Origin of the sequence: uncultured Acinetobacter sp., from assembly GCF_947626835.1 — a bacterium.
Taxonomy (GTDB): Bacteria; Pseudomonadota; Gammaproteobacteria; order Pseudomonadales; family Moraxellaceae; genus Acinetobacter.
The window spans coordinates 57,914-84,081 of sequence record NZ_CANQTS010000003.1; the positions used below are offsets into that span (position 1 = coordinate 57,914).

Genomic DNA, 26,168 nt, shown 5'->3' on the forward strand with positions numbered 1-26,168 from the left:
ATGCAAAACTGTATTTAAAGCGCTGTAAGTTCTTAAGAGTCTCTCCCCAGAGGCTCTTTTTTTATGGCTGTATGTCAGGCGCGGGGCAGGGCATACAGTCTTTTTTTTAAGGATGACCGCATGGCAAACAATCAGATGATCGTTCGCATCTCAGTTCAGATGCCTAAACGTCGAATGGTATTGCTCACAGCGTTTCATGCAGTGGACAAGATCATTCAACTGAAAGCAACACAGAAACTGCGTGAATTAATTATTAAACGTTCCATCAAAGTTACTCCGGTGAAACATGAACAAAGCACCACAGAAAGCTAAGCGTCCATGTCTATCATCTGGATGTAAAGACTTTGCATCGAACAAAGGATATTGTGACAAACATCAGAGCCGAGTGAAGCAACGTGATCGTGATCGCGGGACTGCACATCAACGTGGCTATGATGCCGAGTGGAAAAAACATCGTGACCAATTCTTGTTGAAACATCCGCTGTGTGTTGAGTGTCGTCGTAAAGGTTACGTGATGCCGGCAACGGTGGTCGATCACATCATTCCACACAAGGGCGATAAGGATCTGTTCTGGAACAAATCAAATTGGCAACCGTTATGTGAAACACACCATAACATCAAGACTGCATCAGAAGATCGCGGTGCTTGGATGCCAGTGACAACCAAAGCAGTGAATGATCCTGAACGTAAAAGTCCATTCAAAGTTGGTGATCTATTGACGATTACAAACGATGTGATCCTTAGCCGACTTGGTTGTACTGATCAGGATCAATGGGAAGTGCTCGATGTGCTCAATGAAAAGATCCTTGAGGTATCCAACGGCATGAAGATACAGCAGCTGCACTTCATTCATTTCAAAAGACATACTGGGACTGCACACGTTAGCTAGTCTCAATGTTGACAGCTCGGAAAGACGGCACGCTCATGTGTAAGCAAAACTCATGAACGTTATAGGCTCGACAGGGTGTTGAGATAAGGCGGGTACAAGATGGATTTGACTTTGGTGACGGCAAGCCATTAACGCATAAGTTGGCCATAGCAAACGACACTACTAATCCCTGTCAGAAATGGCAGGGATTTCTTATTGTGAGATAACAACATGAAACTTTGGTTAAAGAGTTTTACGCATAACTGTATTGTGCATCCATTGATGATGTTTATACCTAAGAAGTGGGCACATGAACTTCATGATCGAAATGCAGATTGGGCTTTTGATTTGAATCGTTATGACGAACTTAAGTTAGAAAAACAAAAATAGTTAAGGGGATATGGGGTCAAAAGTCTAAACCGACCTCCCGCTAAAGACCGACCCCCCATGAAATTTTCTCTCCGTGAGAAAAAATCAAAAGGGAGGGGGGTATCAGAGGTGATTTATGACTGATAAAGATTTCACATTCCAAGCTGGATCTGAACTACTGCAACCGAAGGTAGCAGTAAAGGCAAAAATTCCACCTAAACCTGCAGGCTTGACCAAAGTTGCCAATGCCGTTTGGGAAGAGTTGGGACCAAAACTTGTTGAAGTTGGTCTGCTCAGTGAAGTGGATGGAGCAGCGTTTACATTGCTGTGCCGAAATATTTCTGACTATGAAGCTGTCTTGGCCAAGTTACAGACCGTCGATGACTTCGTGGATGAGACACCGAATAAATTTAAGGTTCAATCAGTGTGGTTCACGTTACGGAACCGACTGCATGATGACATTTTGCGACTGTCTAAAGAATTTGGTCTGACTCCAGCTTCTCGAAGTGGTATGCGTGGTGCGCAGACGGATAAGAGTCAGCAATTGGGTCTTGGTTTTGAAACGCCTGAACCAACGAAACCAGAGAGTGCATTTACAGTGCGTAGACGATCATGAGCGAAAGAAATTATTTAGAAATCATGCACCAGTACTGCAAAGACGTGCAAACAGGTGTGCGAATTGCGGGAAAGTTTGAAAAATTAGCAGTAAAACGTTTTCTAAATGATTTAAAACGCCAAGAAAACGACCACGATTTTCCATATTCACTCAGTGAAGAGCGCATGAATCATGTGTGCTCATTCATTGAAAATTTGCATCACTGGAAAGGTGCTTTAGCACGTAAGCATTTCATCTTAGATCCTTGGCAAGTTTTCGTTGTTGGCAACATTTTCGGCTGGGAAGATGAGGACGGTATCAGACGTTTTACCGATGCTTATGTCGAAATTTCCAAGAAAAACGGAAAATCGACCCTTGCTGCTGCCATTGGTTTGTACATGTTATGCGGTGATGGTGAAGCGGGTGCTGAAGTTTATGCAGCAGCTGCCAATTATGACCAAGCAAAAATTGTGTGGCAGGATGCCAAACAGATGGTGCTGCTGAATGCTGAATTAAGAGCAACATTTGGTATTGAAACGACTCAGTATGAGATCCGTTCGACCACTGGCAACGATAACAGTATTTTCCGTCCGATTGCGACAGACAAAGAAGGCAGTAAGGACGGTAAAAACGTCCATTGTGCCATTCTTGACGAAATTCATGCACATAAAGATTCTGAAACTTACGACATCATGGCAGATGGTGTCATTGCTCGTCGTGAGCCTTTAGTTTTGGGCATTACCACAGCAGGCAGTAATAAAATTGGGGTCTGTTGGCGTGAGCGCTGCAAAGTTGTCGATATTTTGTATGGTAAAGATCATTTAGAGCGTTATTTCGGCATCATTTTCACCATCGATAAAGGTGACGATTGGCGCAATCCTGATGTTTGGCCAAAAGCGAATCCGAGTATGGGCGTTGCTTTTGATACCAATTACTTGCAAGGCAAATACAAGAAGATCAAAACCGCTGCTGAAGAAAGCCGATTCAGACAGAAAAGTTTGAATGAATGGGTACAAGGTGCAGACAGTTGGATTGCTTCGAGTGAATGGGAGATGCTGGCAGATCCGAGCGTCACTGAAGATCAATTCAAAGGCTGCATTTCTTTTGGTGGTTTGGACTTGGCAAGCAAAATGGACTTGGCAGGTTATGTGAAGTGGTATCCAAAACTGATTGATGGTCGTGTGCATTGGTATCTTTTTGCGCGTCAATACATCAATGAGCATGTTGTCAATCAAAGACGGCAAACAGACGGTCAAAAACGTCCTGATGAGTATTTGGATTGGGTCGAAGATGAGTACTTAATCGAGACACCAGGGAACGTCACCAACTTTGGACGGATCTTCACAGATATTGTAGAAAGCCATGCGCAATCGCCATTTTATGAAATTGGCTTTGACCCGTGGAATGCTTCGCAGTTTGCTCAAGATCTGATTTCGCGTGATATTGAAGCCATTGAAGTTCGGCAGCAGGTAAATCCGCTAAGTTTTGGTATGCGTTGGATAGAAGAACTGATTCGGGATGGTCGAATTCATCATGATGGCAACCCTGTATTGCAGTGGTGTATGTGTAACATCGTGGTCAAAGAAGATGCCAACACTCATATTTTCCCACGTAAGCCTGATAAAGCACGAAAAATTGACGCAGCTGTGGCAGCGATTATTGGTGCTACACGGGCAATGCTTTGGGATAAGTTAGACGTTTTCGACTTGGTACCAGGTGCAGAAGATGGAAACATTGATGACTGGTTGAATGACATGATTAAGGTAGCTAAGCGATGAGTAAAAAACGCGATAAACCAAAAATTCGTGATAAAACAAATCGCGATAAGCTGAAGGTTCGCGGAACGGGACCAAAGCAAGATAAAAAGGGGACGATATTACATGATCGTCCCCTTTCTACTTTGAGAACTGCAAAGCCTGTCAGTTTTGATAGTGCGATGACGCTCAGTGCTGTTTTTGCCTGCGTTAAGATTCTTGTTGAGTCAGTGGCCACCTTGCCTTTGCAAATGTTCAAGATCAATAAGGATGGAACGCGAACACAAGTTAAAGATCATGACCTGATTCGATTGTTAAACAATAAGCCGAACCGTTATCAGACTCGTGTCGAGTTTTTTGAACAGCTGATGCTGAACCTTGTCGCAGGCAATAGCTTTGGCAAGCGTGATTACATCGGAAAAAAGCTCACCAGTATTCAAATTATTAACTCTGGATCAGTAGATCTGAAGTTAGACGATAAAGGGAATCCGGTTTATCAGTGTCAAATCAATGGTCAGAAAGTCGAATATTCTGAAAAGGATATTTGGCATGTCAAACTTTTTGGCACGGGATTGATGGGAATGTCACCCATTGCTTATGGTGCTCAATCCATCGGCATTGGTCTTGCTGGGAATGATAAAACATCTCGATTGATGTCCAATGGTGCCAAGCCAACAGGAGCATTGAAAACGGATAAATATCTAAAAAAAGAACAGCGTGATGTTTTGCGTGGTGAGTTGGATATTTTGATCAATGGTGATGATGGTGATTTGGCGGTACTTGAAGGTGGGATGCAGTTTGAACCGATTAGTTTGACCCCTGAAGACCTTGAGTTGATTGCCATTCGTAAAATGTCAGTCGAAGAAGCTTGTCGATACTTTGGTGTGCCACCAATTCTGGTGTATTTGACTGAAGGTGCAACCGCATGGGGCAGTGGTATTGAGCAAATTATCGATGGATTTTACAAATTTGGTTTACGCCCATATTTGGAACGTATCGAAGAAAGTATCCGTATTCATTTGCTTCCGCGTGAAGATTGGGATGATTACGAATTTGAGTTCAAGACCAAAGATTTGTTGAGAGCGTCTTATCTGCAACGAATTGCCTCGAATAAAGATCGAATTCTTAGCGGTCAGGCATCGCCTAACGAGATCCGTCGTGAAGAGGGTGATGCACCTGATGCAAATGGTGATTTCTTATTGGTTCCAGTGAATATGACCACTGCTGAACGTATGAAAAAAGGTACTTATGGAGCGAAAGCTGATGAAAAATAAACTGCATGTGCGGAATAAGTTTTCGCCAAACATGCCAAAAGTGCAATGTCGTCGAATGCCTGTCGTTGCGGATAACTTACGATTTATCAACAAGGATGAAAAAACCGGCATCGTGAAGATCAGCGGTTATGCGGTGAAATGGGATTCAATCAATTATCACGGTGAAAAATTCATTCGTGGTGCATTTGCTGAAGTTTGTGCTGCATTTGCTGCTGGAACCAAAAAAATTCATGCGTATTACAATCATGGTTGGCGACTTTGGTATGTCGATGCACAGCTAGCTATGCGTATTGGTAAATATACAGTTCTGAAAGAAGATGATGTCGGTCTTTATGTTGAACTTGAATTTACACCAGGCTTGGCCATTGCCCGTGATGTCGCTGCAATGGTCCAACATGGCACAGTGGATGGATTCTCAATTGCATTCTATCCGGTTAGTGACTTGGACTATGATGATAAAGGCACGCATGTTGAAATTCGTCGAGCTGATATGTATGAAATTAGTGTCGTAGATGAACCATCCGATGATGCAGCGCGTGTGATTAATGATCAGACAATTGAAGCGATTGAATCAGAAGATGATGCTGAAGAACTTTTACGTTCGCTTGGCTTGGCTGGGGATTACTCGAAAAAATTGATTGCACGCTTAACTGATGTGCATAAGCCAAAAGAAAATCCACCGCCAAAAACTGACCCGAAAAAAGATCCTTTGGCATTCTTGGATCAAATACCCGTTTAATTTTCTTTTTAAATCCTGACCCGCTTCAAGCGGGTTTTTCATTTTCTATGCATGGAAAAAAATATGAAAGCACTTTCAAAAACTTCAGTTGCTTTAGCAATGGGCGCAATCGCAACTCAATCAGCTCAGCCACTTTCTCCATTTATGGGTTTGAATGCCCGTGATCATCAGACGGCTGAAGACTATAACCAGGCATGTGCTGATCTTAAAACACGCATGGCCAATTTGGATGGATTGATCACACGTTACAATGAGGCTTTAGGCCGTCTTGAAGGTGTGCCTAAGGATCTTAAAACTGAATTAGAAACACGAGCCAACGAAAATAAAAAATTGGCAAGTGAAATCGAAGACCTGCAACAAAAATTGATTGATGGTGTTCAACAGCGTGGTGCAGACCCTGACACTGTTGCATCTTTACTGATTCGAAATAAAGAAGTCGCAGATCAAGCTAATGCCATTTGTCGTGCTCGCGGTAAATTTGGTTTAGATGGTGTTCAAGCGCGTAACATTGTTACCTTGGCAGGTATGGGCAAGACAGCATCACTTGCTCAAAATGATTTAAGTCGTACAGTAGAACGTCCATTGACCATTTTGGACTGGATTAGCTTTACGCCAATTACAGCGGAATTGGTGCCGTTACTGCAAGAATCTGCGTATGACATCATGGCTGAAATCGTGCCTGAAGGTGAAGAAAAGCCTGAATCAGATTTAACCTTTGAAGTTGTCGATCTAAAAGCGGGTACCGTGGCGCACTGGATCAATATTTCATTGCAAACAATGGCAGACATGCCGACATTGGCAGCTTATATCGAAGGTCGTTTGGCATACGGTGTGCGCCTTAAACTTGAAGCCTACATCGTTGCAGGAGATGGTGTTTCAGGCGGTACTGCTAAATCATTCAGTGGTTTGCTTGAAGCAGGAAACCATGAAACTGTGACAGCTGAAGCAGATGACACAGCAGTTGATGTGATCAGCCGTGCAAAATATAAAGCTGGTTCAACTGGCTTACTGCCTGAAGCGGTGATTTTAAATCCTGAAGATTGGGGATCTATTGAACGTATTAAAGGTACAGACGGTCACTATATCTTTGGTGCGCCTGGTGCAGCAGTTCAGCCTGTGCTTTGGGGTTTGCCAGTAGTACTTTCAGCAGCCATGACTGTTGGTAAATATTGGGTTGGTAATATTTCACTGGGTATTGCTGGCTTCATTCGTGAAGATGTTGCAGTTGAGCTTTCAACTGAAGACAAAGACAACTTCCGTAAAAACCTGGGTACCTTACGTGCAGAAATGCGTGCATGTTGTGGCGTTCAAATCCCTGATGCATGTGTCGCTGGTGATTTACCTGAAATCCCTGCAGTTACGCCTCCAGTCGGTGAAGGCTAATTTCTGAAATAAAAAGCACCTTTCGGGGTGCTTTTTTTAACTCTTTTCGTGTCGCAAAAAGGCTATTTTTATGAGTGATTTAATTGACCCCAACATTGTCAAAAAACAGTTACGTGTTCTACATGACCGTGATGATGATTACATCGGATTACTCACAAAAGCAGCTCTCAAGCATATTCAAAATTTCTTAGATCGACCACTCGAAGAAGTACTGGTCGAAGGCAAGTTACATGAAGATTTGACCATTGCAGCCTTGTTGATCATCACGGATATGTACGAGAACCGAGCAGCTCAAACAGAAGTCAATTTATACGTCAACCAAGCAGTTGAAATGTACCTGCTGCCATATCGAAGAATGGGGGTGTGATATGCGTCTAACTGTGGATGATGTGAATCGAGATCCAAAGCGCTACTTTGGCAAAGTGTCTATTTTTTTAAATGATCACAAAGTCAGAAATGTATTTGTTGCGGATGAAGAACAGGGCTATATCGAGCGTGCCAAAATGGAAAATGGAAAATGCGTCATAGATAAAGGTCGTGGTGAAGTTGTCCGCGAAAAGCTTTATGGCAAAGTTCGCGTTGTGATTGAGGGAGTATAACCATGCAATCAGGCGATTTAGACCATTTATACGAAGTACTGCAACGTACTGAAGAAAAAGACAGTGCAGGTCAAAAAAAATGGGTGTGGAACAAGATCGGTGAATTCTACGGTGGTGAAGTACCTGTCAGTACTTCTGCATTTTCATCATCTGGTGCAATGGGATCGGCATTAGTCGTTCAGATCAATTACCGACCTGAGGATTTTCCAGACTTGTTGCCTGAACATCAGTTGCGTGATGCAGACAGCAAAAATATTTATGCAATTACCGGCATCTTGCCTGTAAGTCGTGCTAAGCATCGCATCATGTGTGCTGTGGGAAAAATATGATTAATTCGTCTGTGGAAGTTGAAGGCTTAGACGATCTGACAGAAAAGTTGGAAGGCCTAGTCAATCTAGCGAAGCAGACGAGTGTGACGCAATCCGTTTGCCGATTCGCTTTAAAAGAATTGCATGCCGATGTGGTCGCAGATGCGCCACGGGCAGAAGAAGCATATTACCGATATTCGCGTGGATCTGCTCGAGCACGTAGGCGTGGCAATCCGCAAAATTCAAGAAGATTGGTTCAACCAGGTACGCTTCAGGAATCAATCAAATTTAAGCGTATTAAATTGCCTAAAAGTGTAGGTGTTGGCATCTATGTGACCAATAAAGCGTTTTATTGGCGATTTATTGAAAACGGGACACCACACATGGCAGCAGAGCCATTCTTGCGTAATAACTTTGATCATCAAAAAGAACGTGTGGTCGAACGATTTAAAACCAGTTATGCAAGACGTATTAAAGCCATTATTAAAAAACAGCAGGTGAATGCAGATGCTGGCGATTGAAATTTGTAATGCACTGCTGAGTGGTGCTGGATTTAAGTGTGGACCTGCGCCCATTGCTCAAGGTGAAGACCTGACAGATGGCTATGTTACTTTTCAGGACATCAGCACGGTACCGCAAAACGATGTAACAGGTTGGATGGGCATTGATTATGTCCGCATGCAAGTGAATGTCTATCACCATGAAAAATTGAAAGCATCACAGCGTGCCAGTCAAATTAAAAAATTATTTTCAAAACAGAATCCGTACTGTGAATGCACGCCAGCTGGTGAGCGTGGATCACATGACACTGAAACCTTGCTGCACTGTCAGCAAATCGATTTTTACATGACTCAATCTGATAACAGTTGTTAGGAGACACTATGACTGATTGCGCAGCGGGAACAGTTGATTCCCAGGGGATCGAACTCCATGTGACTGGAGCACCGCTTTTTCCTACTCAAACATTAATTGCAGATGTATTGGATTTGCCTTTACCTGCAGGTGAACGTCCAACAGATGATGTGACTTCTGTGACATCAAAATTTGCTGAAAAATTGGCAGCCGGTGTCATTGATTACGGCAATATCGAATTAGGCTTACTTCAACGGACTAATGATGATCAGCAGGTGAGACTGGAGCATGCCTTCATTGCCGGTGATTGTTTTGATTGGGAAATTAAATTGCCTGATGAAGCAAAAACTTCATATAAGTTTTGCGGATCGATCACCAAATTTGCACCATCTCGTGAAGCTTCAAAGAAAAACCGTGTTGCTTTAACCATTGCGATTTCTGGTGCAGTGGATCATCTTGAAGATGGAAAATCTGTACTGATTGATGAGCCTGTAGTTCCAGCAGGTTAATAAGTAAAACTATTCAAAAGACCCCGTTTCGATGGGGTTTTTTCATTCTATCTATTTAAAAAAATGAGAGGCAATCATGTCTAATTTAGTAAATGCGTTCTTAGGTACCGTTGGTAAAAAAACATCAGAAATTGTTGAAGTTCCAGATGTTGGTCGTGTTGGTGTTTTAACTTCATTAACTTTGCAGTCCCGTGCAGAATACTTTTTAGAACGAAAAGATAAAGATCATATTGCGAATGCGTTATTGCTTCAAAAAACCGTTTTTGATCCTGAAACTAACGAATTTATTTTGCAGAAATTAAGTCTTGAAGACATCAATAACTTGCCAACATACGTTACAGATCCAATGGTCAAAGTGGCATTACAAGCCATTGGGATTACTCAAGAAGCGATTAAAAAACAGCTTGAAAAAGAAGCGGAGTCTGAAGAGCTAAAAAACTCCGAGAACGACCAGAACTAATGTTTATGTTTCAGCTCGCAATGCGGTTGGGTCGGACCGTAGGCGAGTTGATGAGCTGTATGAGCGCTGAAGAACTTGAGTACTGGAAAGCTTTCTCAGTACTTGAGCCTATCGGCATCCTTCGTGAAGATGCACTGTTTGCCAATGTTTGTAAAACGCTTGCAGATTTAAAAGTGAAAAATGAGTTAGTACTTCGTGATTTCACTGTGTTTAATCGCAATAAATATGTAGAGCCTGAACCTGATATTGAGCAAACGATGCGTAACATCAAAGCAGTGTTTGGAGCATTAAGTGCCAAGTCAAAAGCATAATTTCAAGGTCGGTGATGAAGTTTATATTCCTGACTTGTTTGCCCGTCACAAATTTCGGGTACCAGATGACGAACAATATGTCGTTGATAAGTTGATTGATGATGAACGTCTGCAAGTCAGTACCGAAGACCGTTCATTTGTGGGTCATTATTCGCATTTTGCATTAGTTACTTGAAATGTTTATATTCTAACCTCTTATAAGTATAGGGGGTTAGAATGGCGATTAAACCTTGTAAAGAATGCGGTTCACCAGTTAGTGATAAAGCACCAACTTGCCCACAGTGCGGTGCCAAGCAACCAAAGAAAACATCTAAGTTGGCTTTGATACTTGCAGGGTTAGTTCTGCTCGTTATATTTGGTTCGTTGCTATCAGGCGGTGATGAAAAAGCTTCAGACGAAAATGAGAATAGCAATGTTAGGCAAAAATGGTTTGTTGAAACTGAAACAGACCCAATGACAGATAAGAAGCGAGTTTATGTTTCAGTTGTTGCTAATAACGTTTTAATGAAAGGAAACGATTGGTCTACTTTGCAAGAACCAATAATGACATTTAGGTGTCAGGATGATTCAACCGAAGTTTTGGTTGATTTTAAGCAACCGTTGAGTCCTGAATACGGTAATGCTTTAAGAAGAACTACAAAATTTAGATTAGATGATGAAAAGCCATTTAATGTCACTTTAGACACAGCTCAAGGTAATTTGAGAGTTTATTTTGTTTCAGATCCCGTCCGAAATTTAAAGAAAATGATTGGTCATCAGAAATTATTAATTTCGTACCAAGCACATAGAACTGGTGAACAAGTTTTAGAATTTGACATAACTGAACTCGAAACTAGGCTAAAACCTATAAGAGAGTTATGTAACTGGTAATTTTTTAATTAAAGAAAACCTCGCTTCTAGCGGGGTTTTTTTATGGGTGAAATTTATGTCAGGTGATATTTTAAGTCGGATTCAAATTCTGCTGGATGCAAATACAGCGAATTTTGAGCAAAAAATGAAAGATGCTCAGGATACCTCTGTATCAACCTTTGACAAAATTAAATCCAGTGCAAAAGTCATGGGTACCGCAGTTGCTGCGGGTGCAGCTTCAGCAGCAATTGCATTATCAGCGATGGCTTGGGAAACAGCGAATCAAGCCGTTGAACTCGAAAAATTTGCGCTACGTGCCAATACAACAACTCAAGATTTCCAAAAAATGGCGGTGGGTGCTCAAGCTTATGGCATTGAGCAAGAAAAACTTAGCGACATGATGAAGGACTTCAACGAAAAGTTGGGTGAGCTCACAACGATTGGTGCCGGTGGTGGTGTCGATTTCTTTGAACAAATCGCAGTGAAGACTGAAGGATCTGCAGCAGCAGCTGAAAAGCTGATTCTGAAAATGCAGAAGCTTTCAGGTCCTGAAGCACTGCAGCTCTATGGCGATAAACTCGAAGAAGCAGGGGTAACGCAACAGCAAATGTCATTCTATCTGGAGTCGATGGCTTCAGATATGACCGACCTCATTCCATTGTTGATCAATGGTGGTGAAGGGATGCAACTCTATTCAGATGCTGCAGAACGTGCAGGTCTGGTCATGAGTGATGAAACGATTGCCCAAGCCAAGATTTTAAAAGAGCAAATGTATTTGCTTGATTTGCAAATGCAAGGTGCAAAAAATCAGCTAATGCAAGCTGTAATTCCTGCTTTTGTGGATATTGCACAGGCATTCTTCAGCGGATCTGAGCAAGGCTTACAGTTTACTGATGTTGCCAATGGCATTGCCGATGGTCTGCGATTTGTCGCCAAAGTTGCGATTGGTGCTGCTACAGCCGTTCAATTGGTTGGTAAAGTTGTTGGTGGTTTACTAGCGACTGGTCAAGCGATTCTGACGGGTAATATTAGCCAAACGCAATCTATTCAAGATGCGATGGTTGCTGATTTAGATGCAACCATGCAATCAGCAGCTACCAAACTTGATCAGATTAGTAATAACACCGCATCAACGACAGCCAAGCAAATGGCAGCCTTGCGTAGTGTTGAGAAAACAACGGGCGGTGTAAATGCAGGTTTAGGCACATTAGTTGAGAAGCAGGACAAGGCAGCAAAAGCATCCAGTGGTCATTCTAAAGCGCTTCGTGAACAAAGCAGAATTTTAGAAGAGCAAAAACGTATTCTTTATGAATATTCAACAGCAGATGATCAAAAGAGTTTAAAGCTTGCAGAGGAAATCGAGCGATTAAAATCAAATGGTATGTCGCAATATGTGCCACTTGCTCAAGCTCGATATGATGAAGAGAAAAAGCTTGCAGAAATGCAATTTGCTTGGGAAGTAGCTGAGCACAGGTTCAGTGAAAATGAAAAGCTAGCTTATTCATATAACATCAAAGAGCAAGAAATTAAGACTGATGCGTTGCTTACAAAGGAACAACGAGCAGCCAAGCTTCAATCTTTGCGTGAACAATTTGAAATTGAGAACCGTGAATTAAGAATATCGCAACAGAAGCAACTGCTCGAAATTCGAAAGACTTGGATGGATGCTTCAGATTACGCTGAGCAATATTACGCATTAGTACGTGAAGAAATTTTCAACACGACAAGTTATTCACCTGAAATGAAAGATGCCTTGATTAAGCAGGCAAATATTCAGCAGGGTGTTGAACAAAACGCAGAGCGTGAAAGCGTTTGGTCTGATTATCAAAGTCGATTTGGTGAGCAAAATTACTATCAACAAGATGTCGATTTGCTTCAAAGTGCATTAGATCAAAAGTTGATTAGTGAAAAGGAATATCACAAGCAACGTCAAACATTACAGTTGCAATATGGAATGAGCTATATCCAAGGTGCAGCTGGTGTCATGGCTCAAGTTTTTGGTGAGCAATCGGCAGCTTATCAAGCCATGTTTGCTGTGCAAAAAGCTTTTGCTATTGCAGAAGTGATGATGAATGCACCTAAGTCATATTCGAAAGCATACGATGCAATGGTCGGTATTCCTTATGTCGGTCCAGTGATTGCACCAGCAGCAGGTGTGGCAGCAGTAGCCATTCAAATGGCACAGGCAGCAATGATCGGATCTGTTTCATTCCAGCCTGTCGGTATGGCGCATGACGGTATTGATCGTGTACCTGAAGAGGGTAGTTGGTGGCTCGATAAAGGTGAACGTGTCCTTAAAGAGCAAACATCATCAAAACTTGATAGTACGCTTGATGAGATTCGTCGAACTAATCGTGAACCTGCATACGATATGCCACCAGTACAACAGCCTATATATAACATTCAAGCTTTAGATGGTAAGAGCGTCGAACGTGTCTTGAGAAAGCACAGCCGTCACGTTGCTGGAAGTATGAAAGGCTATGCACGTAATTTTGGGAGATAAATGATGTCTGATGTTTTATTTCCAGACTTAACAATTGGTTATGACCTGACGCGAAAGCCGATGTTCAATACTAAGATCATGACTTCTGTGAATGGTCGTGAACTGCGTGCAAGTTATCAAGCTGTGCCGAAATATGAGTTTTCACTCACTTTGCCAGGGCTTCAAGAACGAAAGGGCGAACTGCAGGCAATTGAAGATTTCTTCGTTGCTCGTCGCGGTGCCTTTGATTCGTTCTTGTTCAAAATGCCTTGGGACAATGAATATGAATGCACCTTTAATGGTGACGGCACAACGACTTCATTTCAACTATATAAAGGTCAGTTGCCACTTGGAAATACACAATCTCAAGTAGCAATGGATCTTGATCCGACATTTTGGAATGAAGATGACAATGCTCAATTTTGGAGTGAAGACGATAACGAGTTGTTTTGGGATGACACGAAAATCACAGTGAGCAAAAGTGGCATTGTTCAAGCAACAAAGCCATTGAAAGCAGGGCATAAGTTTTCAGTGAAAGGCACGTTTTATTATCGTTGCCGTTTTGCTGATGATGGCCAAGCTTTTACGCTGTTTAGTTATCGCTTATGGAAAGGTGAAGTTACCTTGATCGGATCTTTGGGAAATAAAGTATGAGAGCAGCTTCTGCAAAACTAATTGCGTTACTTGATGCTGATCAGTTTGTGATGGCAGATCTCTACACCATCACCACGGTGCAGGGCGATGTTTTTCGATATACCAATTATGATTTCGACCTGGTGGTTGCAGGTCAGGTCTATAACTCGGAAGGTCCTATCATCAGCCGTGACGGGATCAGCCTTTCACTCGGCATTGAAGTCGATAATTTATCGATTAATATTGATTGTATTGACGATAACAAATGGAACGGCATTAATGTTGTTCAAGCATTTCACAATGGCCAATTAGATGGTGCTCGCTTTAAGTTAGAGCGCATTTTTATGGATATGAATACGCCAACGGACACCAGTGCCGGTGCTATTAAACTTTTTGAAGGTCGGATCATTGAGCCTGACTTAGATCGTAATTCAATTCAAGCCAGTGTCGCGTCAGATCTGGATGAATTGAACGTGCAAATGCCACGAAATCTTTATCAGCCAAGCTGTACCAACACGTTATTTGACAGTGCATGCGGTCTATTGCGTCAAAACTTTATGGTGCAGACAACCATTGAAACGGGCAGTACTTCAGCACGGATTTTATGCCAGGTGAATCAGCCTCAAGGTTGGTTTACTCAGGGTGTAATTGAATTCTTAGACGGAGGTAATTCCGGCTTGAAACGGACAATTCGTATGCATGAATCAGGTGCTTTGTTATTGACTTTGCCATTGTTGGAAGCACCGCAGGCGGGGCAACGAATCAAAGTTTATCCAGGATGTGATAAACGTTTGGAAACTTGCCAAAACCGTTTCAATAATTTCAGCCGTTTCCGTGGTGCGCCATTTATACCAGTGCCTGAAACCGCAGTTTAACTAAATTTGTATTAATCCATACCCAGCCATTGAGCTGGGTTTTTTATGGGGTAAAGATATGCCTATTCCATCACCAGCGGACTTCCGTAATAAGTCTAAAAAACACTCTGAAGTGCGTGAAATGCTTGCGCAAATGGCTGAGAGTGTTGAATCAAAAACTGAAGTTGAAAATAAGTTTAATAGTGTTAAAAATTATGTTGATGACAACAAACTAGACCTATCAAAAATCATATATGAATATGTAGATGGGAATAAAATTGGACCTAAAACTCCACGTTATACAAATTTGGGTATTTCGGGGGGTATTCTTGTTGGAACTCCTTCAGATTCTTTGGTTCTACATGTAAAAGAGAATGATGTGCTTTATATGCACAATGACACTCAAAAGTACACAAGCGCACTCGGCTCACGTTTCATGTTTTTTGCTGAAGACCCAAACTTAAATCGCACACAAACGAATATTGCACATACAGCCACTAAACTGACTGATGCTGCATCTAGTATTATCTATCAAAAAGTTACAGTGCCAACAGGTGCTAAATACTTGATGATTAACACTAGAACGGTTTCAGCAGGTGTTACTTATAATTTAAATTGGGCAGTCCATAAGGATTCTTTCAGTTCTTCATTTGTACCGGGCACAGAACTAGTTAGCGCAATCCAAGGTGTGCCAGTAGGTGCTTCAGGCGATGACCTTAAAAAAGCAAAAGAGTACACAGACGCTCAATTAGTTGATATTGAAAAACTAAAAACCTCAACTAAGAATTTATTCACAGGCGAAGTAATCACAAAGCGCAGAATAAACTCGCTTGGCGCTCAACGAACATCAAGTGATAATGACGTTGTTTCAAACTTTGTTCCTGTTGTGTCAGGTAGTTATTACACTATAAGCGGATTAGATCTTAGTTTAATTCCTAGTGCTTACCAACGAATTTCAGGATATTCAGAAGCTGATTTAGCTTCAAACAAGCACGTCAAACAAATCACAAATGCTGTTTGGACAGGCAATACATGCACATTTTTAGTTGATGATCCTGCGATCAAATTCGTTTTATTCCCTTTGTCGAATGAGGGCTTTGGGACTTTAGCAAAAGCTCTTGAACTTGCTGTGCAGGCAGAGTTGGGACAAGTAGCTACAAGCTATGAGCCTTATAAATTTACTTCCAGTGAATTGAAGTTGTACAAAGCAGGGCTGGTAAAGTCTGCTGAAAATACTGCAAAGCTGGCGGTAAATATAAAGCCAAAATTTGTGAACAACTTTATTGAAGTAAATAAAGTTAGAAATAGCATTTCTACGCTTACGTCACTTGAGAAAAATATCTCGCCATTGGGCATAGGTTATTCATTGAATGGTAGTGATGGTATCAAAAATAAGTCCAATGTTTTGTATGCGCAGATTCCAATTTTAGAGTCTGGTAGCAAGTCCATCTATGCGCACATGGCAACATACATTCAGTCGACCATGGCTAATACGAAACTAAAGTCGCAGCCGTTCACTGTGCCTTCTGGGCAGGTTGATAATCCTGATTCAATTGTGGACACAAAGATCTACAACAACGCAGAGTATTGTCACCCAAGCATTGCTTACGACTCTGTTGGTGTTGCAGGATTTAAGTATTGGATGATCGCGTCAATTTTGCCTGTTGGTGGTTCAGAGGGGGTGACTTGGGAAGATGAGGATTTATTTGTCAGCAATGATGCTAAAAATTGGCAGCGTGTACGTTCTCTTTATGAATCTGATAAGTCTTATACGACTACACAACTGCGACTACCACCCCACTCATTAACTACTGCAAGCGCAAGAAAACATGCATTCTTACCGTGTCCGGCTGCGGGGGATGTGATTGAGATATCAGTGCTAGCAGATAATGGTGCGCCTGCTTTAGACCGTGTAGATATAACCATCATTCCAACTGCCTGGAAGCATGATCCTGTGATCTTGATTGATGGAGGGTATGTCTATACGTACCATTCATTCCACTTGCCGTACAGTGATCGCACGGGTGGTTCAAACCGTTTCATTGTGTGTGTTCGTACAAATAACGGTATTGACTGGGATGTTGTACGTACAGATGGTAGTACCATGCGTCTAACTGAAGAAACGAGTCGTCAAATCTTTACTAAAGATGCTCAAGGTCGCTATAACTATATGTATTACGCATATAGTCGAGGGTATAGCAATCCAGAGGTAATCAAATGGGGAGCTAATGACTATGAGTTTTATTATGGTGGAAACTTTAGTTTTAAAGTGAAAGGTGCAACACCATATAACTTTGATTTCTCAACACACTATCCAGTTCAGGAAAAAGGTGCAGGAAATCACCCAGGACTCTTGAGAAGCGGAAATGATCTTTATTTAGCCACTAATGATGGGTTTTATAAGAGCATAGATCGTGGAGCCACTTTTACCGCTTTGGATGATTACCCGTTTTGGTTGGGTGGTTTCACTGGTCTTGCTTATAAGAAAGCGTTGTGTATCGGAGAAGGAGGAAAAGTTATATTGGTTGAGGCGCAGCGATTTGTTCTTAATGGTTTTTCTGCACCGGTAGATGATAACTTTTCAACGACCAATAACTCCAATCTGATGTTTGTATACGAATACGCTTCGGTAGCAGAGCTGATTTCTATGGCGAATAAACTGAATGATGCTTATGTTGATATTCAATTATACAAGGTGAATTATGCAGATTCGACTCGTCAGTATTATATAAAACCCGCTTTAAGTATGACACGGGGTTCTGGTTCAGTTCACAATCCATTACAGCGAGTAAAGATTACGGATATTGAATGCAAGTCTGGTGATATCCTTCACGTATATTTAACACTTAATGCTCGTAATGCTGCTTCTGTCAATTTTGGTGGTATCGAAATAGTGTAAAAAAAGCCCTCTTACGGGAGGGCCTTTTTGGTTTGAGCGGGTTTGCTAGTAGCTTTTTCTATTCTATTAGCAACCTTAATAGATAGTTGGTCAACGTATTTGCTATAAAAATGTGAGAAAAATAAGGTGATTGCAATCAAGATGATTTATGAGTTATTGGAATTATAAATCGTTTTGCTAAAAAACACTTAGCAAAATAACCCAACAAACCACTACGAACCCTGATCTTTAATTAGATCAGGGTTTTTTACTGGATCAAACATGAAAAATCACGAAGCCGTTACAGAAGCCATGACCTGGCTTGGCACACCATACCATCACCAAGGGCGTGTAAAAGGTGTCGGTGTGGATTGCGGAACATTGATCTGTGAAGTCTATGAAAAAGTTGGCTTGATGGATCACTTAGATCCACGTCCATACCCTCCCGATTGGCACATGCACCAGCTTGGCCAACGATATTTAGAGCACGTTTTATCAGTGTGCTATGAAGTCGATGAGCCACAGCCTGGTGACATTGTTTTATACCACTTTGGCAAATGCATCAGTCATGGTGCAATTGTCGTCGAATGGCCAACGATCATTCATTCGTACATCCATCAAGGGGTAATACTCCAAGATGGCACAAAAGGAAGTTTAGCCCGGCGTATTGCCGGGTTTTTTCGTATGAAGAGGCTAAAAGAATAATGGGCGGAATATTTGGAAGCACAACAGTCAGTACAACTGATAAGCGCATCAATTCGATGCGCATTCAGCAATCTGCATACGGTCTGACACAGCCGTTGGTCTATGGCAAAAACCGTGTGGCAGCCAATATGTTTTGGTATGGTGATTTTAAATCCACTGCCCATACAACGACTACTAAATCAGGCGGTAAAGGCGGTAAAACTAAGACCAAAAACACTACATATACATATTCAGCATCTTTAATGCTTGGTCTCTGTGAAAACAAAATTAGAGATATCGGCATTATATGGCGTGATAAAGAACAAATTGTGACTAAGCAAGAGAAAATAAAAGTCGGTGGAAATGTTTTTAATCCTATTTATGAGTTTAGAAGTGTTACACCAATTGACCAGCTTGGATTTGAGCTGTTTGATGGTGATCACAATTCAGCTTGGGGGTATTTAACATCGAAATATCCACAAGAAGCGGTGCATTATCCATTCCTTGGATATGTGGCATGTGCCAATTATGATCTAGGCGGTAGTGCAGCATTATCGAATCATAATTTTGAAGTGATCAGCGATATTACATTTTCAGAAACGATTCATGATGCAAATCCAGCTGACGTGATTGAAGACTTCATCACAAATCCACGGTACGGTGCAGCACCCAGCCTGAATATGGCTGATTTATCTGAATTTCGAACCTATTGTGCAGCCACTAATTTGTTGATCAGTCCTGCTTTGACTGAACAGCGTGAAGCATTTGAAATCATCAATGAAATTGTGGAAGCAGTGAATTGTGCTGTGGTACCAAGTCCAGATGGGTTAAAAATCCGTTCTTATGGTGATAGTGCAGTGACTGGAAATGGTGTGACATTTACGCCAAATCTTGAACCGGTTTATCACTTAACGGATGACGATTTTTTGGGTGAAGATCAGCCAGTGCGTGTACGTCGGAGCCGTGATACCGATGCATACAATCATTGCCAAATCGAGTACGTGAATCGCTTCAATCAGTACAATACAGAAACCGTCGAAGCCAAGGATCAAGCCAACATTGAAATGTTTGGGCTGCGTACACAAGATCCCGTTAAGTTTGACTTTTTCTGTGAGCCAAAAATCGCCCGTCATGCGGTGCAATTGCTGTTACAGCGAAAACTGTATGTTCGAAATGAGTATGAGTTCGAATTGGGTTGGAAGTACTGCCGACTTGAGCCAATGGACATTGTGACGATTACAGATGAATCTTTGGGTCTTGATCGATTCCCTGTGCGAATCACTCGTGTTGAAGAAGATGAAGAGGGTGTGCTTTCGATTACCGCTGAAGAGCTTGCAGTCGGATCACGTTCAGCGGTTGAATATGACCTGCAATCCTCAAACGGGTACCAAGGTGGCAATGAGGAACCTGGCAACGTCAATGCACCGGCAATTTTTGAGCCTCCTTTAGAATTGACGGGTGGTAAAAATCAAATTTGGGTAGCAGCATCAGGTGGTATCAATTGGGGTGGCTGTAACGTCTGGGTGAGTCTCGACAATACGACTTATGAAATGATTGGTACTATTTACGGCTCTGCGCGATATGGTGAGTTGGTGACTGCAATCAATTCAAGTGCAACATCGATGCAAGTGCAATTGAACACCTCAAGTCAAATTTTTGGCGGTACTTTGCAGGATGCTGAAGTTGATGCAACTTTGTGTAAAGTCGGTGATGAATATATCAACTATGTTGATGCAACATTGGATGGATCAGGGCGATACACATTAAGTGGCATGCTGCGTGGTCGTTTTAATGATGCAAGTTCACACAATGCAGGTGAACCGTTTGTTCGTATTGACCGTGCTATTTTTGAATATGAGTTCAATGCAAATCTTGTTGGAAAAGAGGTTTATCTCAAATTCACAAGTTTCAATGGACTTGAGCAAAAAGAAGAAACCTTGGATGAAGTGACTGCATACAGTTACACCGTCAATGGTGGCCGTCCTGCAGGTGTAAGAGGTTTATCGCTGCAATCGGCATTCGTCGGTACGAGTTTTAAAGTACAGTGGCAACCGGCTGCAGGTGCATCTGGCTACGTTGTTCAGATTCGTTCAGGCGGTGTATTGCTTCGAACAGTTGAAACAACAAATACTGATTATTCTTACAGCATGGAGGAGGCGAAAATTGACGGTATTCAGCGTGCTTATACAGTACGTGTTGCAAGTAAAAACGGTTCGATTATCAGCACTTTTGCAGAGTTGAATATCAGTAATCCAGTGCCACCGCAATTATTGAATGTGTACACATCTGCCACTAGCAATTCGATCACAGTGACTTGGATTCCAAGTGAAGCACCTGACTTAAAAGACTATCAAGTTTGGATCAGTACAGATGCGAACTTTGATCCTGAAGCCACGGCTGCGAAGTGGACAGGCACCGAAAATGCTTGCGCGATTACTGGCTTGCAAGCAACGACCACTTATTATGTGCGTGTTGCTGCGCGCGATGTGTGGAAGCCGACGGCTTGGAATTATTCATCACGGATTACACAAGCGACTGCTGATAGTTAAAATTTTCAACCATAAAGCACTTTTCGGGGTGCTTTTTTATTGCATGTCGAAAAGGGGGTAGTTGTGAATGAGCCAAGCGCACAGCTTTGGAAAAAGTTAAATGAAGTCTCTGACAAACTGCAGCAAGTCACTGAGCAGCTTGTCGAAGCAAATGCGATCAACAGAGGGTATCACACTGCTTTAGAGCAAATGCGGGTCAAGGTTGAAGCACTTGAACAGCAAAAATTTAAAGATCAGGGTGCGATTTCAATGCTCAAGTGGGGATTGGGTTTTGTGCTAGGTGTGGCGATTTCAGGTGGTACATGGACCATCAATTCAATTAATCAACTCAAACAAGATATGGCGATTATGCAAAGCCATCGTGAGGACAGTAAATGAAATTTATAGAACAAAATGCATGGCAATTCTTGTCAGTTAAGCTCCCTGTGTTGGGGGCTTTTTTATTGCTCGTGCTTATTCCAGGCTTGCAATGGGCGGTGGATTTTAAATTGATTCCAGTCGAATACCATGCTTACGTGACAGGCGGTGTGATGGTCTTTTTATCGTGGCTTGGTAAAAAGTGGTATCAACCAACTTTGCATCATCCTTTGGGTTTTGTGGCTGTGACGGCTGGACATAGTAACTCTGATCCTGGTGCGGTAAATGGCAAGATCAAAGAATCTGAGCTTGTGACAAATTTCCGTAATGCGGTGGCCTTTTATTTGCGTGAAGCAGGACTTGCAACAAAAACAGATGGTACGAATAGCCGAAATGACCCGTTATCGTCAGCCTTAAAACTGATTAAAGGCTCATCTATTGCTGTTGAATTTCACATGAATGCAGCAGCTTCAAAGCAAGCAAACGGAATTGAAACGATTGCACTGCCTCGCGATAAAAAACTGGCTCAAGATTTGTCGGCAGCTGTGGCCACAGCTTTGGGTAGTCGTTTACGTGGGGATAATGGATGGATTGATCAGAGTAAATCGGCTCGTGGTAGTTTGGCATATATCAATGCTGGCGGTTTGATTGTCGAATTGGGTTTCATTTCAAATGAAGCTGAATTGGCAGCGTTCCAGGCACGCTATTGGATTGCAGCAAAAGCTGTGGCCAAAGTTCTAATTGAATATGAAAAAGGGGCATAACAAATGGCAGCAATAACTATTGCAAGCGCACTTTCTCCAATTGTGGATGCTTATGGTGTTGGTCGTGAAATCGTTCAAACGACTGTCAATGCTATGGATGCAGCAGAAAAGGAACGTGATTCAGGTGCTGATAAAAAAGCGTGGGTATTGGCTTTTGTTAAATCATTCGTGACTGATTTAGGACAAAATTGGGAACGTTGGGCGAAGGTGATTATCACGTTTATTGACTTCGCAAAGTCCGTATTTAACAGCAAGCGTTATAAGTAAGTGGTCCAATTTTATACATGCCCTTAGTCTTCGGACTGAGGGCATCTTTTTTGTTTGTCTTGCAACTATTTTGCAACTATTGATTTTTATATTATTTATAAATTATTGAATAAATTGAAATTATTATATATTTACTACCAATCCATCATCGGCGCCACACTGATTCGCGGAGATTGAGTGTTTTCAATGTTTTTTGGATTAGTCATTAAAAATCATGCCTTTAATCTGTATTCGCAATCTGAGCGAGTCTGTGTGAACCTATGTTTAGGTGGGTTAATCTATTTGCATTTACACCAAATTTTACACCATAATCAAAAAAACAATTTGTGGTGTAAATTATGGGATCAATTACAACAAGGAAAGGTGCAGATGGTAAAGTTAACTATCGTGCTGCGATCCGAATCAATCGCAAGGGCTTTCCTACTTTTTCTGAAAGTAAAACATTTCACTCAAAGAAATTAGCTGAAAACTGGGTTAAGAAACGAGAAGTCGAAATTCAAGAAAATCCTGATATTTTGCTTGGCAAAGAAAAGCTGATTGATCTGACCTTATCTGATGCCATAGATAAATATTTGGATGAAGTCGGGAGCGAGTACGGAAGGACGAAACGCTATTCTCTGCTCTTAATCAAGAAGCTGCCAATCGCGCGCAATATTATCACAAAAATAAAATCAGTACATTTAGCCGAGCATGTTGCTTTAAGGAAAGGGGGAGTCCCTCATCTCGAACTTGAGCCTATTGCGACTAGTACGCAGCAACATGAGCTTTTACATATTCGTGGTGTACTTTCCCATGCTGCTGTTATGTGGGAAATGGATATTGATTTAAATGGTTTTGATAAGGCTACGGCACAGTTAAGAAAAACACGTCAAATATCCTCCAGTCAGAAAAGAGACCGACTCCCTTCAACGGATGAACTGATTGCATTAACGAAATATTTTACAGAACGATGGAAGCTAAACCGTTATGGTACTAAGTATCCAATGCATTTGATTATGTGGTTTGCAATTTTCTCATGCAGACGTGAAGCCGAATTAACACGGCTTTATCTGCGAGACTATGATTCACATCATTCTACGTGGAAAGTACATGATCTAAAGAATCCTAATGGCTCTAAAGGCAATCATAAGTCTTTTGATGTACTTGATCCTTGTAAGGAAATGATTAAAAGACTAAAGCATTCAGAAGTTCGCGAACGGATGCTAAAGCTTGGACATGATGAAAATTTACTATTACCCTTAAATCCTAAAAGTTTAGGCAAAGAGTTTAGAGAGGCTTGCAAGATACTAGGGATTGAGGACTTGCGGTTTCATGATTTAAGACATGAAGGTTGTACCCGATTAGCTGAACAGAGTCTTACAATTCCTGAAATTCAAAAAGTGAGCCTACATGATTCTTGGAGTAGCTTACAGCGCTATGTATCGGTAAAGGCGAGAAGAAATATTATTCAGTTGGAGGAAGTGCTACATCTCATTGATGAAACGTAGCATAGTCTTTAGATGCTTCTGAGTATTTTCTGTCTAAAATATCTGCTAGATCTTTTACGTGTACTAAAAATGGTGCACGTTTGCTCTGATCTATTTTAAATACAGAGAAAGGAAATTCTTGATTATTCGCCTTTCTCAATGCTTCAGCTTTACTAAGATGAGGATAATAGTCAGAAACTATAGTCATCAGTTCTACAGTCATAGAGCGATATTTCATAAATAAGTAATCGGATGTAGAAATTTTTAAAGATATATTCATGATTAAAATCTAACAGTTATCTCGATGAATTCAGTTTAGTATCCCGAAAATAGTAAAGGTAGAGTATTACTTCTGTTTAAAAATATATTAGTATTATGCTAATTAAATATTTGTATTATAATGATTTATGAGTGATAAAAAATTATCAGACCTTGGCCTGCTTGAACAGGATATATGGTTCAACTTTTGCTACTACTATGAGTGTGATCTGGATGATGTGTCAATAGTAAGCGAGAATCAAACATATATTGATAAAAAAGAAAAAATCATAAAAAGAATGCAGCAGAATGATTTTTCAGTTAATGAGGAGAGAATTTCTTTTGCTGAAATGATGGGGAGTGATTTGAATATTCCCTTCAAACCATCTCAGCTCGCTGAGCTTTTAACACAGCTTAATACATTAAGGGTTAAGGTAAATAACTTGCCTGCCAAAATTTTCCATAGGCAATATTCAGATATTTTAATTGCTTATGTGCAAATGCTTGGTGGATTGGAGTTTATTCAGAACCGTACACTTGCCAAAAGTGCAAAGGCAATCATTGCAGTCAAAGCTCGTTACGACAAGCATTTATACCCAAGACGTGAAATTATATATCGTATTTTACGGGAACAAGTGGCACGTCATGGTAAATGGAAGACTCTAAATCAAGCAGTTAATTTTGTGCTTGATGATCTGGTCAAAGCTTTTGAGGTTTACGATATTGAATGGCTTCAGTCTGAACTTGTGCTTAAGCAAAAAATGCTCAGTGAATTAGAGCAGGAGAGTAAGCAGTTGTATGCTAAAGCTCAGTCAGATGGCGTGCGAAGAAAGCCAGCATCAATTGTGAAGAAAATAGAAAAATTACAGCTGGAACTTAACAATCTTAATCAGATACTGAAGGCAAAATATCCCTCTAAAGAGATAGAAAAGTTTGGGTATAAGATGCCTTACAGTGGTGGATACATTGCTGAAACCATCATTCATGAGCTCCGAACCCAGCCTATGATCCTGTCGGAAATAATACTTTAATTAATTCTTAGTATTTCTTTTTAATGGATTCCATTGCTCTTCACGTAAATGTAAATATTCAGCATTAGTTTTTATGGTGGGGTATTCAGTATCAGAGTGCTCTTCAGGTGGATTCTCAGAGACAGGGCATTCATGGGGAGTTGACAAACCTTTTGTATAACCTGAAGGTTTAATCGGTGTAATGGTATTTTCATGAAAGATTGGACTAGTACTTACATTAAGTGGGATTACTTCATCAGAGGATGGTTTTAAAGAAGCTTTAATGTTGAGTATTTCATCTTCAAGTCTATATTTTAGTTCAGTAATGATTTCAGCTTGTGCTGCTTCTTTTTCAATTTTATCAAAAGACTCGTAGATGCGATCAATATCATCTTGAGTGGAAATATGTTGATCAAGAATTTTTAATTTTAGTGTAGTAAAAATCCATTGATTGAATAAATATTCTTGAATTTTCTTGTCATAAGCTTGTTGCATTTTTAACTTCTCTTCTGATTTTTTGTTAAGTAATGCTTCATCATTTTTTGCCTTTTTAAGTTGTTCTTGTAAGTCTTCAACCTTCAATTTTAGCTTAAATGTGTCTTCATCAAAATTTTTAATCACATGCTCAAGCGTTATGGAAGTGTTTCCACGTTCTAGCTTTCTTTTGATGTTTTCTAATTTTGATCTGGTATCAGTACTTATTCTTGCTTGTAAATGATCCTTTGATTTGTGATTTTTTTGGTACTTAAACTCTCTAAATTTTTTACGAATGAGCTCATAGACCTGTTTTGAAACGGTCAGTATTTCTTTTGATTTTAACGTAGCGACTTCAGCAGATGGACCTAGATTATTTTGTTGTGCAGTTGAGATATAAAATTCGTAGGGATATTTTAATTTCCATTTTTCTGCATTGTTTCTGATGAATTTTTCTTTAAGCTCGCGATCATCTTGAATCCAGATAGAAAGTTGTTCGTAGGGTCTTGCCATATTTTTATCTTTATGGAATTAATAACTTGCTAAATATTAACTTAGTATTATATAAATGTTAACTAAAATATTAAGTTAATATTAATCCGAATATTAATAGTAGTGCCTT

General features: G+C 40.9%; 31 protein-coding genes. 29 read left to right on the top strand and 2 right to left on the bottom strand.

What is annotated here, in order from left to right; translation table 11 throughout:
* Positions 1 to 135 precede the first annotated feature (135 nt).
* The 28 genes from Q0Z55_RS02795 to Q0Z55_RS02930 all read left to right on the top strand — a co-directional run bounded on the left by Q0Z55_RS02795 (position 136) and on the right by Q0Z55_RS02930 (position 23,825).
* Entirely contained in the window at positions 136 to 312 is a 177-nt protein-coding gene (locus Q0Z55_RS02795; RefSeq protein ID WP_297423902.1) for a hypothetical protein, read from the top strand.
* Entirely contained in the window at positions 287 to 889 is a 603-nt protein-coding gene (locus tag Q0Z55_RS02800) for an HNH endonuclease signature motif containing protein (RefSeq protein WP_297423904.1), read from the top strand. The genes Q0Z55_RS02795 and Q0Z55_RS02800 overlap by 26 nt, the downstream gene beginning before the upstream one ends.
* Before the next feature lie 210 nt (positions 890 to 1,099).
* Positions 1,100 to 1,258: a hypothetical protein gene (locus Q0Z55_RS02805; protein WP_297423906.1), complete on the top strand. Its 159-nt coding sequence runs from the start codon at positions 1,100 to 1,102 to the stop codon at positions 1,256 to 1,258.
* A gap of 115 nt (positions 1,259 to 1,373) precedes the next feature.
* Positions 1,374 to 1,853: a P27 family phage terminase small subunit gene (locus Q0Z55_RS02810; protein WP_075167502.1), complete on the top strand. Its 480-nt coding sequence runs from the start codon at positions 1,374 to 1,376 to the stop codon at positions 1,851 to 1,853.
* On the top strand, positions 1,850 to 3,610 hold the full coding sequence (locus tag Q0Z55_RS02815) for a terminase TerL endonuclease subunit (RefSeq protein ID WP_297423909.1): 1,761 nt from the start codon (positions 1,850 to 1,852) through the stop codon (positions 3,608 to 3,610). Before Q0Z55_RS02810 ends, Q0Z55_RS02815 begins: the two co-directional genes overlap by 4 nt.
* Positions 3,607 to 4,860, top strand: coding sequence for a phage portal protein (locus Q0Z55_RS02820; protein WP_297423911.1), 1,254 nt, complete (start codon positions 3,607 to 3,609; stop codon positions 4,858 to 4,860). The genes Q0Z55_RS02815 and Q0Z55_RS02820 overlap by 4 nt, the downstream gene beginning before the upstream one ends.
* Positions 4,850 to 5,599, top strand: coding sequence for an HK97 family phage prohead protease (locus Q0Z55_RS02825; protein WP_297423914.1), 750 nt, complete (start codon positions 4,850 to 4,852; stop codon positions 5,597 to 5,599). Before Q0Z55_RS02820 ends, Q0Z55_RS02825 begins: the two co-directional genes overlap by 11 nt.
* Before the next feature lie 63 nt (positions 5,600 to 5,662).
* The gene (locus Q0Z55_RS02830; RefSeq protein ID WP_297423916.1) at positions 5,663 to 6,982 is read left to right on the top strand and encodes a phage major capsid protein; all 1,320 of its coding nucleotides are present in this window, start codon (positions 5,663 to 5,665) and stop codon (positions 6,980 to 6,982) included.
* A 70-nt stretch (positions 6,983 to 7,052) separates the two neighbouring features.
* Entirely contained in the window at positions 7,053 to 7,349 is a 297-nt protein-coding gene (locus Q0Z55_RS02835; protein ID WP_297423918.1) for a head-tail connector protein, read from the top strand.
* A gap of 1 nt (position 7,350) precedes the next feature.
* Positions 7,351 to 7,581 (top strand): hypothetical protein, encoded by a 231-nt coding sequence (locus Q0Z55_RS02840; RefSeq protein WP_297423920.1) that lies wholly within the window; start codon positions 7,351 to 7,353, stop codon positions 7,579 to 7,581.
* Between the two features lie 2 nt (positions 7,582 to 7,583).
* Complete coding sequence (locus Q0Z55_RS02845) at positions 7,584 to 7,910, top strand: head-tail adaptor protein (protein ID WP_297423921.1); 327 nt, start codon at positions 7,584 to 7,586, stop codon at positions 7,908 to 7,910.
* Positions 7,907 to 8,410: an HK97-gp10 family putative phage morphogenesis protein gene (locus Q0Z55_RS02850; protein ID WP_297423922.1), complete on the top strand. Its 504-nt coding sequence runs from the start codon at positions 7,907 to 7,909 to the stop codon at positions 8,408 to 8,410. Before Q0Z55_RS02845 ends, Q0Z55_RS02850 begins: the two co-directional genes overlap by 4 nt.
* Entirely contained in the window at positions 8,397 to 8,762 is a 366-nt protein-coding gene (locus tag Q0Z55_RS02855; RefSeq protein WP_297423924.1) for a hypothetical protein, read from the top strand. The genes Q0Z55_RS02850 and Q0Z55_RS02855 overlap by 14 nt, the downstream gene beginning before the upstream one ends.
* Before the next feature lie 8 nt (positions 8,763 to 8,770).
* Positions 8,771 to 9,250 carry a hypothetical protein gene (locus Q0Z55_RS02860; protein WP_297423926.1) on the top strand — a complete coding sequence of 160 codons (480 nt, stop codon included), beginning with the start codon at positions 8,771 to 8,773 and terminating at the stop codon, positions 9,248 to 9,250.
* A 76-nt stretch (positions 9,251 to 9,326) separates the two neighbouring features.
* Positions 9,327 to 9,710, top strand: a complete 384-nt coding sequence (locus tag Q0Z55_RS02865; protein ID WP_212387323.1) for a hypothetical protein — start codon at positions 9,327 to 9,329, stop codon at positions 9,708 to 9,710.
* A 50-nt stretch (positions 9,711 to 9,760) separates the two neighbouring features.
* Positions 9,761 to 10,021 (top strand): hypothetical protein, encoded by a 261-nt coding sequence (locus tag Q0Z55_RS02870; RefSeq protein ID WP_297423930.1) that lies wholly within the window; start codon positions 9,761 to 9,763, stop codon positions 10,019 to 10,021.
* Positions 10,002 to 10,196: a hypothetical protein gene (locus Q0Z55_RS02875; protein WP_297423932.1), complete on the top strand. Its 195-nt coding sequence runs from the start codon at positions 10,002 to 10,004 to the stop codon at positions 10,194 to 10,196. The genes Q0Z55_RS02870 and Q0Z55_RS02875 overlap by 20 nt, the downstream gene beginning before the upstream one ends.
* Before the next feature lie 41 nt (positions 10,197 to 10,237).
* The gene (locus tag Q0Z55_RS02880; protein ID WP_297423934.1) at positions 10,238 to 10,891 is read left to right on the top strand and encodes a type VI secretion system-associated protein TagO; all 654 of its coding nucleotides are present in this window, start codon (positions 10,238 to 10,240) and stop codon (positions 10,889 to 10,891) included.
* Between the two features lie 55 nt (positions 10,892 to 10,946).
* Positions 10,947 to 13,373: a phage tail tape measure protein gene (locus Q0Z55_RS02885; RefSeq protein ID WP_297423936.1), complete on the top strand. Its 2,427-nt coding sequence runs from the start codon at positions 10,947 to 10,949 to the stop codon at positions 13,371 to 13,373.
* A gap of 3 nt (positions 13,374 to 13,376) precedes the next feature.
* A complete protein-coding gene (locus Q0Z55_RS02890; RefSeq protein WP_297423937.1) occupies positions 13,377 to 14,006 on the top strand; it encodes a DUF2460 domain-containing protein in 630 nt (209 codons plus the stop codon).
* Positions 14,003 to 14,860: a DUF2163 domain-containing protein gene (locus Q0Z55_RS02895; RefSeq protein WP_297423938.1), complete on the top strand. Its 858-nt coding sequence runs from the start codon at positions 14,003 to 14,005 to the stop codon at positions 14,858 to 14,860. Before Q0Z55_RS02890 ends, Q0Z55_RS02895 begins: the two co-directional genes overlap by 4 nt.
* A 58-nt stretch (positions 14,861 to 14,918) precedes the next feature.
* A complete protein-coding gene (locus Q0Z55_RS02900) occupies positions 14,919 to 17,738 on the top strand; it encodes a hypothetical protein (RefSeq protein ID WP_297423940.1) in 2,820 nt (939 codons plus the stop codon).
* Positions 17,739 to 17,999: 261 nt separating this feature from the next.
* A complete protein-coding gene (locus Q0Z55_RS02905) occupies positions 18,000 to 18,422 on the top strand; it encodes an NlpC/P60 family protein (RefSeq protein WP_297423942.1) in 423 nt (140 codons plus the stop codon).
* Positions 18,422 to 20,950, top strand: coding sequence for a phage tail protein (locus Q0Z55_RS02910; protein WP_297423943.1), 2,529 nt, complete (start codon positions 18,422 to 18,424; stop codon positions 20,948 to 20,950). Before Q0Z55_RS02905 ends, Q0Z55_RS02910 begins: the two co-directional genes overlap by 1 nt.
* Before the next feature lie 63 nt (positions 20,951 to 21,013).
* Positions 21,014 to 21,328, top strand: a complete 315-nt coding sequence (locus tag Q0Z55_RS02915) for a hypothetical protein (RefSeq protein WP_120367390.1) — start codon at positions 21,014 to 21,016, stop codon at positions 21,326 to 21,328.
* The gene (locus Q0Z55_RS02920) at positions 21,325 to 22,071 is read left to right on the top strand and encodes an N-acetylmuramoyl-L-alanine amidase (protein ID WP_297423949.1); all 747 of its coding nucleotides are present in this window, start codon (positions 21,325 to 21,327) and stop codon (positions 22,069 to 22,071) included. Before Q0Z55_RS02915 ends, Q0Z55_RS02920 begins: the two co-directional genes overlap by 4 nt.
* Before the next feature lie 3 nt (positions 22,072 to 22,074).
* Positions 22,075 to 22,338, top strand: coding sequence for a hypothetical protein (locus tag Q0Z55_RS02925; RefSeq protein WP_297423951.1), 264 nt, complete (start codon positions 22,075 to 22,077; stop codon positions 22,336 to 22,338).
* Between the two features lie 338 nt (positions 22,339 to 22,676).
* Positions 22,677 to 23,825 carry a tyrosine-type recombinase/integrase gene (locus tag Q0Z55_RS02930; protein WP_297423953.1) on the top strand — a complete coding sequence of 383 codons (1,149 nt, stop codon included), beginning with the start codon at positions 22,677 to 22,679 and terminating at the stop codon, positions 23,823 to 23,825.
* Here Q0Z55_RS02930 and Q0Z55_RS02935 read toward each other — a convergent pair.
* The gene (locus tag Q0Z55_RS02935; protein ID WP_297423955.1) at positions 23,809 to 24,084 is read right to left on the bottom strand and encodes a pyocin activator PrtN family protein; all 276 of its coding nucleotides are present in this window, start codon (positions 24,082 to 24,084) and stop codon (positions 23,809 to 23,811) included. The genes Q0Z55_RS02930 and Q0Z55_RS02935 overlap by 17 nt on opposite strands.
* A 127-nt stretch (positions 24,085 to 24,211) precedes the next feature.
* Between Q0Z55_RS02935 and Q0Z55_RS02940 the strand changes: the two genes are divergently transcribed.
* Positions 24,212 to 25,093, top strand: a complete 882-nt coding sequence (locus Q0Z55_RS02940) for a hypothetical protein (protein WP_297423957.1) — start codon at positions 24,212 to 24,214, stop codon at positions 25,091 to 25,093.
* On the opposite strand, the gene Q0Z55_RS02945 is transcribed toward Q0Z55_RS02940, so the two are convergent.
* Positions 25,094 to 26,059: an amino acid ABC transporter substrate-binding protein gene (locus tag Q0Z55_RS02945; RefSeq protein WP_297423959.1), complete on the bottom strand. Its 966-nt coding sequence runs from the start codon at positions 26,057 to 26,059 to the stop codon at positions 25,094 to 25,096.
* Positions 26,060 to 26,168: the final 109 nt, after the last annotated feature.

Bases quoted from the DNA above. Each gene is read 5' to 3' on its own strand.
- Q0Z55_RS02805 (WP_297423906.1), top strand. From the start codon at position 1,100: ATGAAACTTTGGTTAAAGAGTTTTACGCATAACTGTATTGTGCATCCA.
- Q0Z55_RS02930 (WP_297423953.1), top strand. From the start codon at position 22,677: ATGGGATCAATTACAACAAGGAAAGGTGCAGATGGTAAAGTTAACTAT.
- Q0Z55_RS02795 (WP_297423902.1), top strand. From the start codon at position 136: ATGATCGTTCGCATCTCAGTTCAGATGCCTAAACGTCGAATGGTATTG.
- Q0Z55_RS02870 (WP_297423930.1), top strand. From the start codon at position 9,761: ATGAGCTGTATGAGCGCTGAAGAACTTGAGTACTGGAAAGCTTTCTCA.
- Q0Z55_RS02825 (WP_297423914.1), top strand. From the start codon at position 4,850: ATGAAAAATAAACTGCATGTGCGGAATAAGTTTTCGCCAAACATGCCA.
- Q0Z55_RS02855 (WP_297423924.1), top strand. From the start codon at position 8,397: ATGCTGGCGATTGAAATTTGTAATGCACTGCTGAGTGGTGCTGGATTT.
- Q0Z55_RS02885 (WP_297423936.1), top strand. From the start codon at position 10,947: ATGTCAGGTGATATTTTAAGTCGGATTCAAATTCTGCTGGATGCAAAT.
- Q0Z55_RS02900 (WP_297423940.1), top strand. From the start codon at position 14,919: ATGCCTATTCCATCACCAGCGGACTTCCGTAATAAGTCTAAAAAACAC.
- Q0Z55_RS02850 (WP_297423922.1), top strand. From the start codon at position 7,907: ATGATTAATTCGTCTGTGGAAGTTGAAGGCTTAGACGATCTGACAGAA.
- Q0Z55_RS02830 (WP_297423916.1), top strand. From the start codon at position 5,663: ATGAAAGCACTTTCAAAAACTTCAGTTGCTTTAGCAATGGGCGCAATC.
- Q0Z55_RS02835 (WP_297423918.1), top strand. From the start codon at position 7,053: ATGAGTGATTTAATTGACCCCAACATTGTCAAAAAACAGTTACGTGTT.
- Q0Z55_RS02935 (WP_297423955.1), bottom strand. From the start codon at position 24,084: ATGAATATATCTTTAAAAATTTCTACATCCGATTACTTATTTATGAAA.
- Q0Z55_RS02860 (WP_297423926.1), top strand. From the start codon at position 8,771: ATGACTGATTGCGCAGCGGGAACAGTTGATTCCCAGGGGATCGAACTC.
- Q0Z55_RS02905 (WP_297423942.1), top strand. From the start codon at position 18,000: ATGAAAAATCACGAAGCCGTTACAGAAGCCATGACCTGGCTTGGCACA.
- Q0Z55_RS02865 (WP_212387323.1), top strand. From the start codon at position 9,327: ATGTCTAATTTAGTAAATGCGTTCTTAGGTACCGTTGGTAAAAAAACA.
- Q0Z55_RS02880 (WP_297423934.1), top strand. From the start codon at position 10,238: ATGGCGATTAAACCTTGTAAAGAATGCGGTTCACCAGTTAGTGATAAA.
- Q0Z55_RS02890 (WP_297423937.1), top strand. From the start codon at position 13,377: ATGTCTGATGTTTTATTTCCAGACTTAACAATTGGTTATGACCTGACG.
- Q0Z55_RS02925 (WP_297423951.1), top strand. From the start codon at position 22,075: ATGGCAGCAATAACTATTGCAAGCGCACTTTCTCCAATTGTGGATGCT.
- Q0Z55_RS02945 (WP_297423959.1), bottom strand. From the start codon at position 26,059: ATGGCAAGACCCTACGAACAACTTTCTATCTGGATTCAAGATGATCGC.
- Q0Z55_RS02895 (WP_297423938.1), top strand. From the start codon at position 14,003: ATGAGAGCAGCTTCTGCAAAACTAATTGCGTTACTTGATGCTGATCAG.
- Q0Z55_RS02845 (WP_297423921.1), top strand. From the start codon at position 7,584: ATGCAATCAGGCGATTTAGACCATTTATACGAAGTACTGCAACGTACT.
- Q0Z55_RS02815 (WP_297423909.1), top strand. From the start codon at position 1,850: ATGAGCGAAAGAAATTATTTAGAAATCATGCACCAGTACTGCAAAGAC.
- Q0Z55_RS02820 (WP_297423911.1), top strand. From the start codon at position 3,607: ATGAGTAAAAAACGCGATAAACCAAAAATTCGTGATAAAACAAATCGC.
- Q0Z55_RS02810 (WP_075167502.1), top strand. From the start codon at position 1,374: ATGACTGATAAAGATTTCACATTCCAAGCTGGATCTGAACTACTGCAA.
- Q0Z55_RS02920 (WP_297423949.1), top strand. From the start codon at position 21,325: ATGAAATTTATAGAACAAAATGCATGGCAATTCTTGTCAGTTAAGCTC.
- Q0Z55_RS02840 (WP_297423920.1), top strand. From the start codon at position 7,351: ATGCGTCTAACTGTGGATGATGTGAATCGAGATCCAAAGCGCTACTTT.
- Q0Z55_RS02800 (WP_297423904.1), top strand. From the start codon at position 287: ATGAACAAAGCACCACAGAAAGCTAAGCGTCCATGTCTATCATCTGGA.
- Q0Z55_RS02910 (WP_297423943.1), top strand. From the start codon at position 18,422: ATGGGCGGAATATTTGGAAGCACAACAGTCAGTACAACTGATAAGCGC.
- Q0Z55_RS02940 (WP_297423957.1), top strand. From the start codon at position 24,212: ATGAGTGATAAAAAATTATCAGACCTTGGCCTGCTTGAACAGGATATA.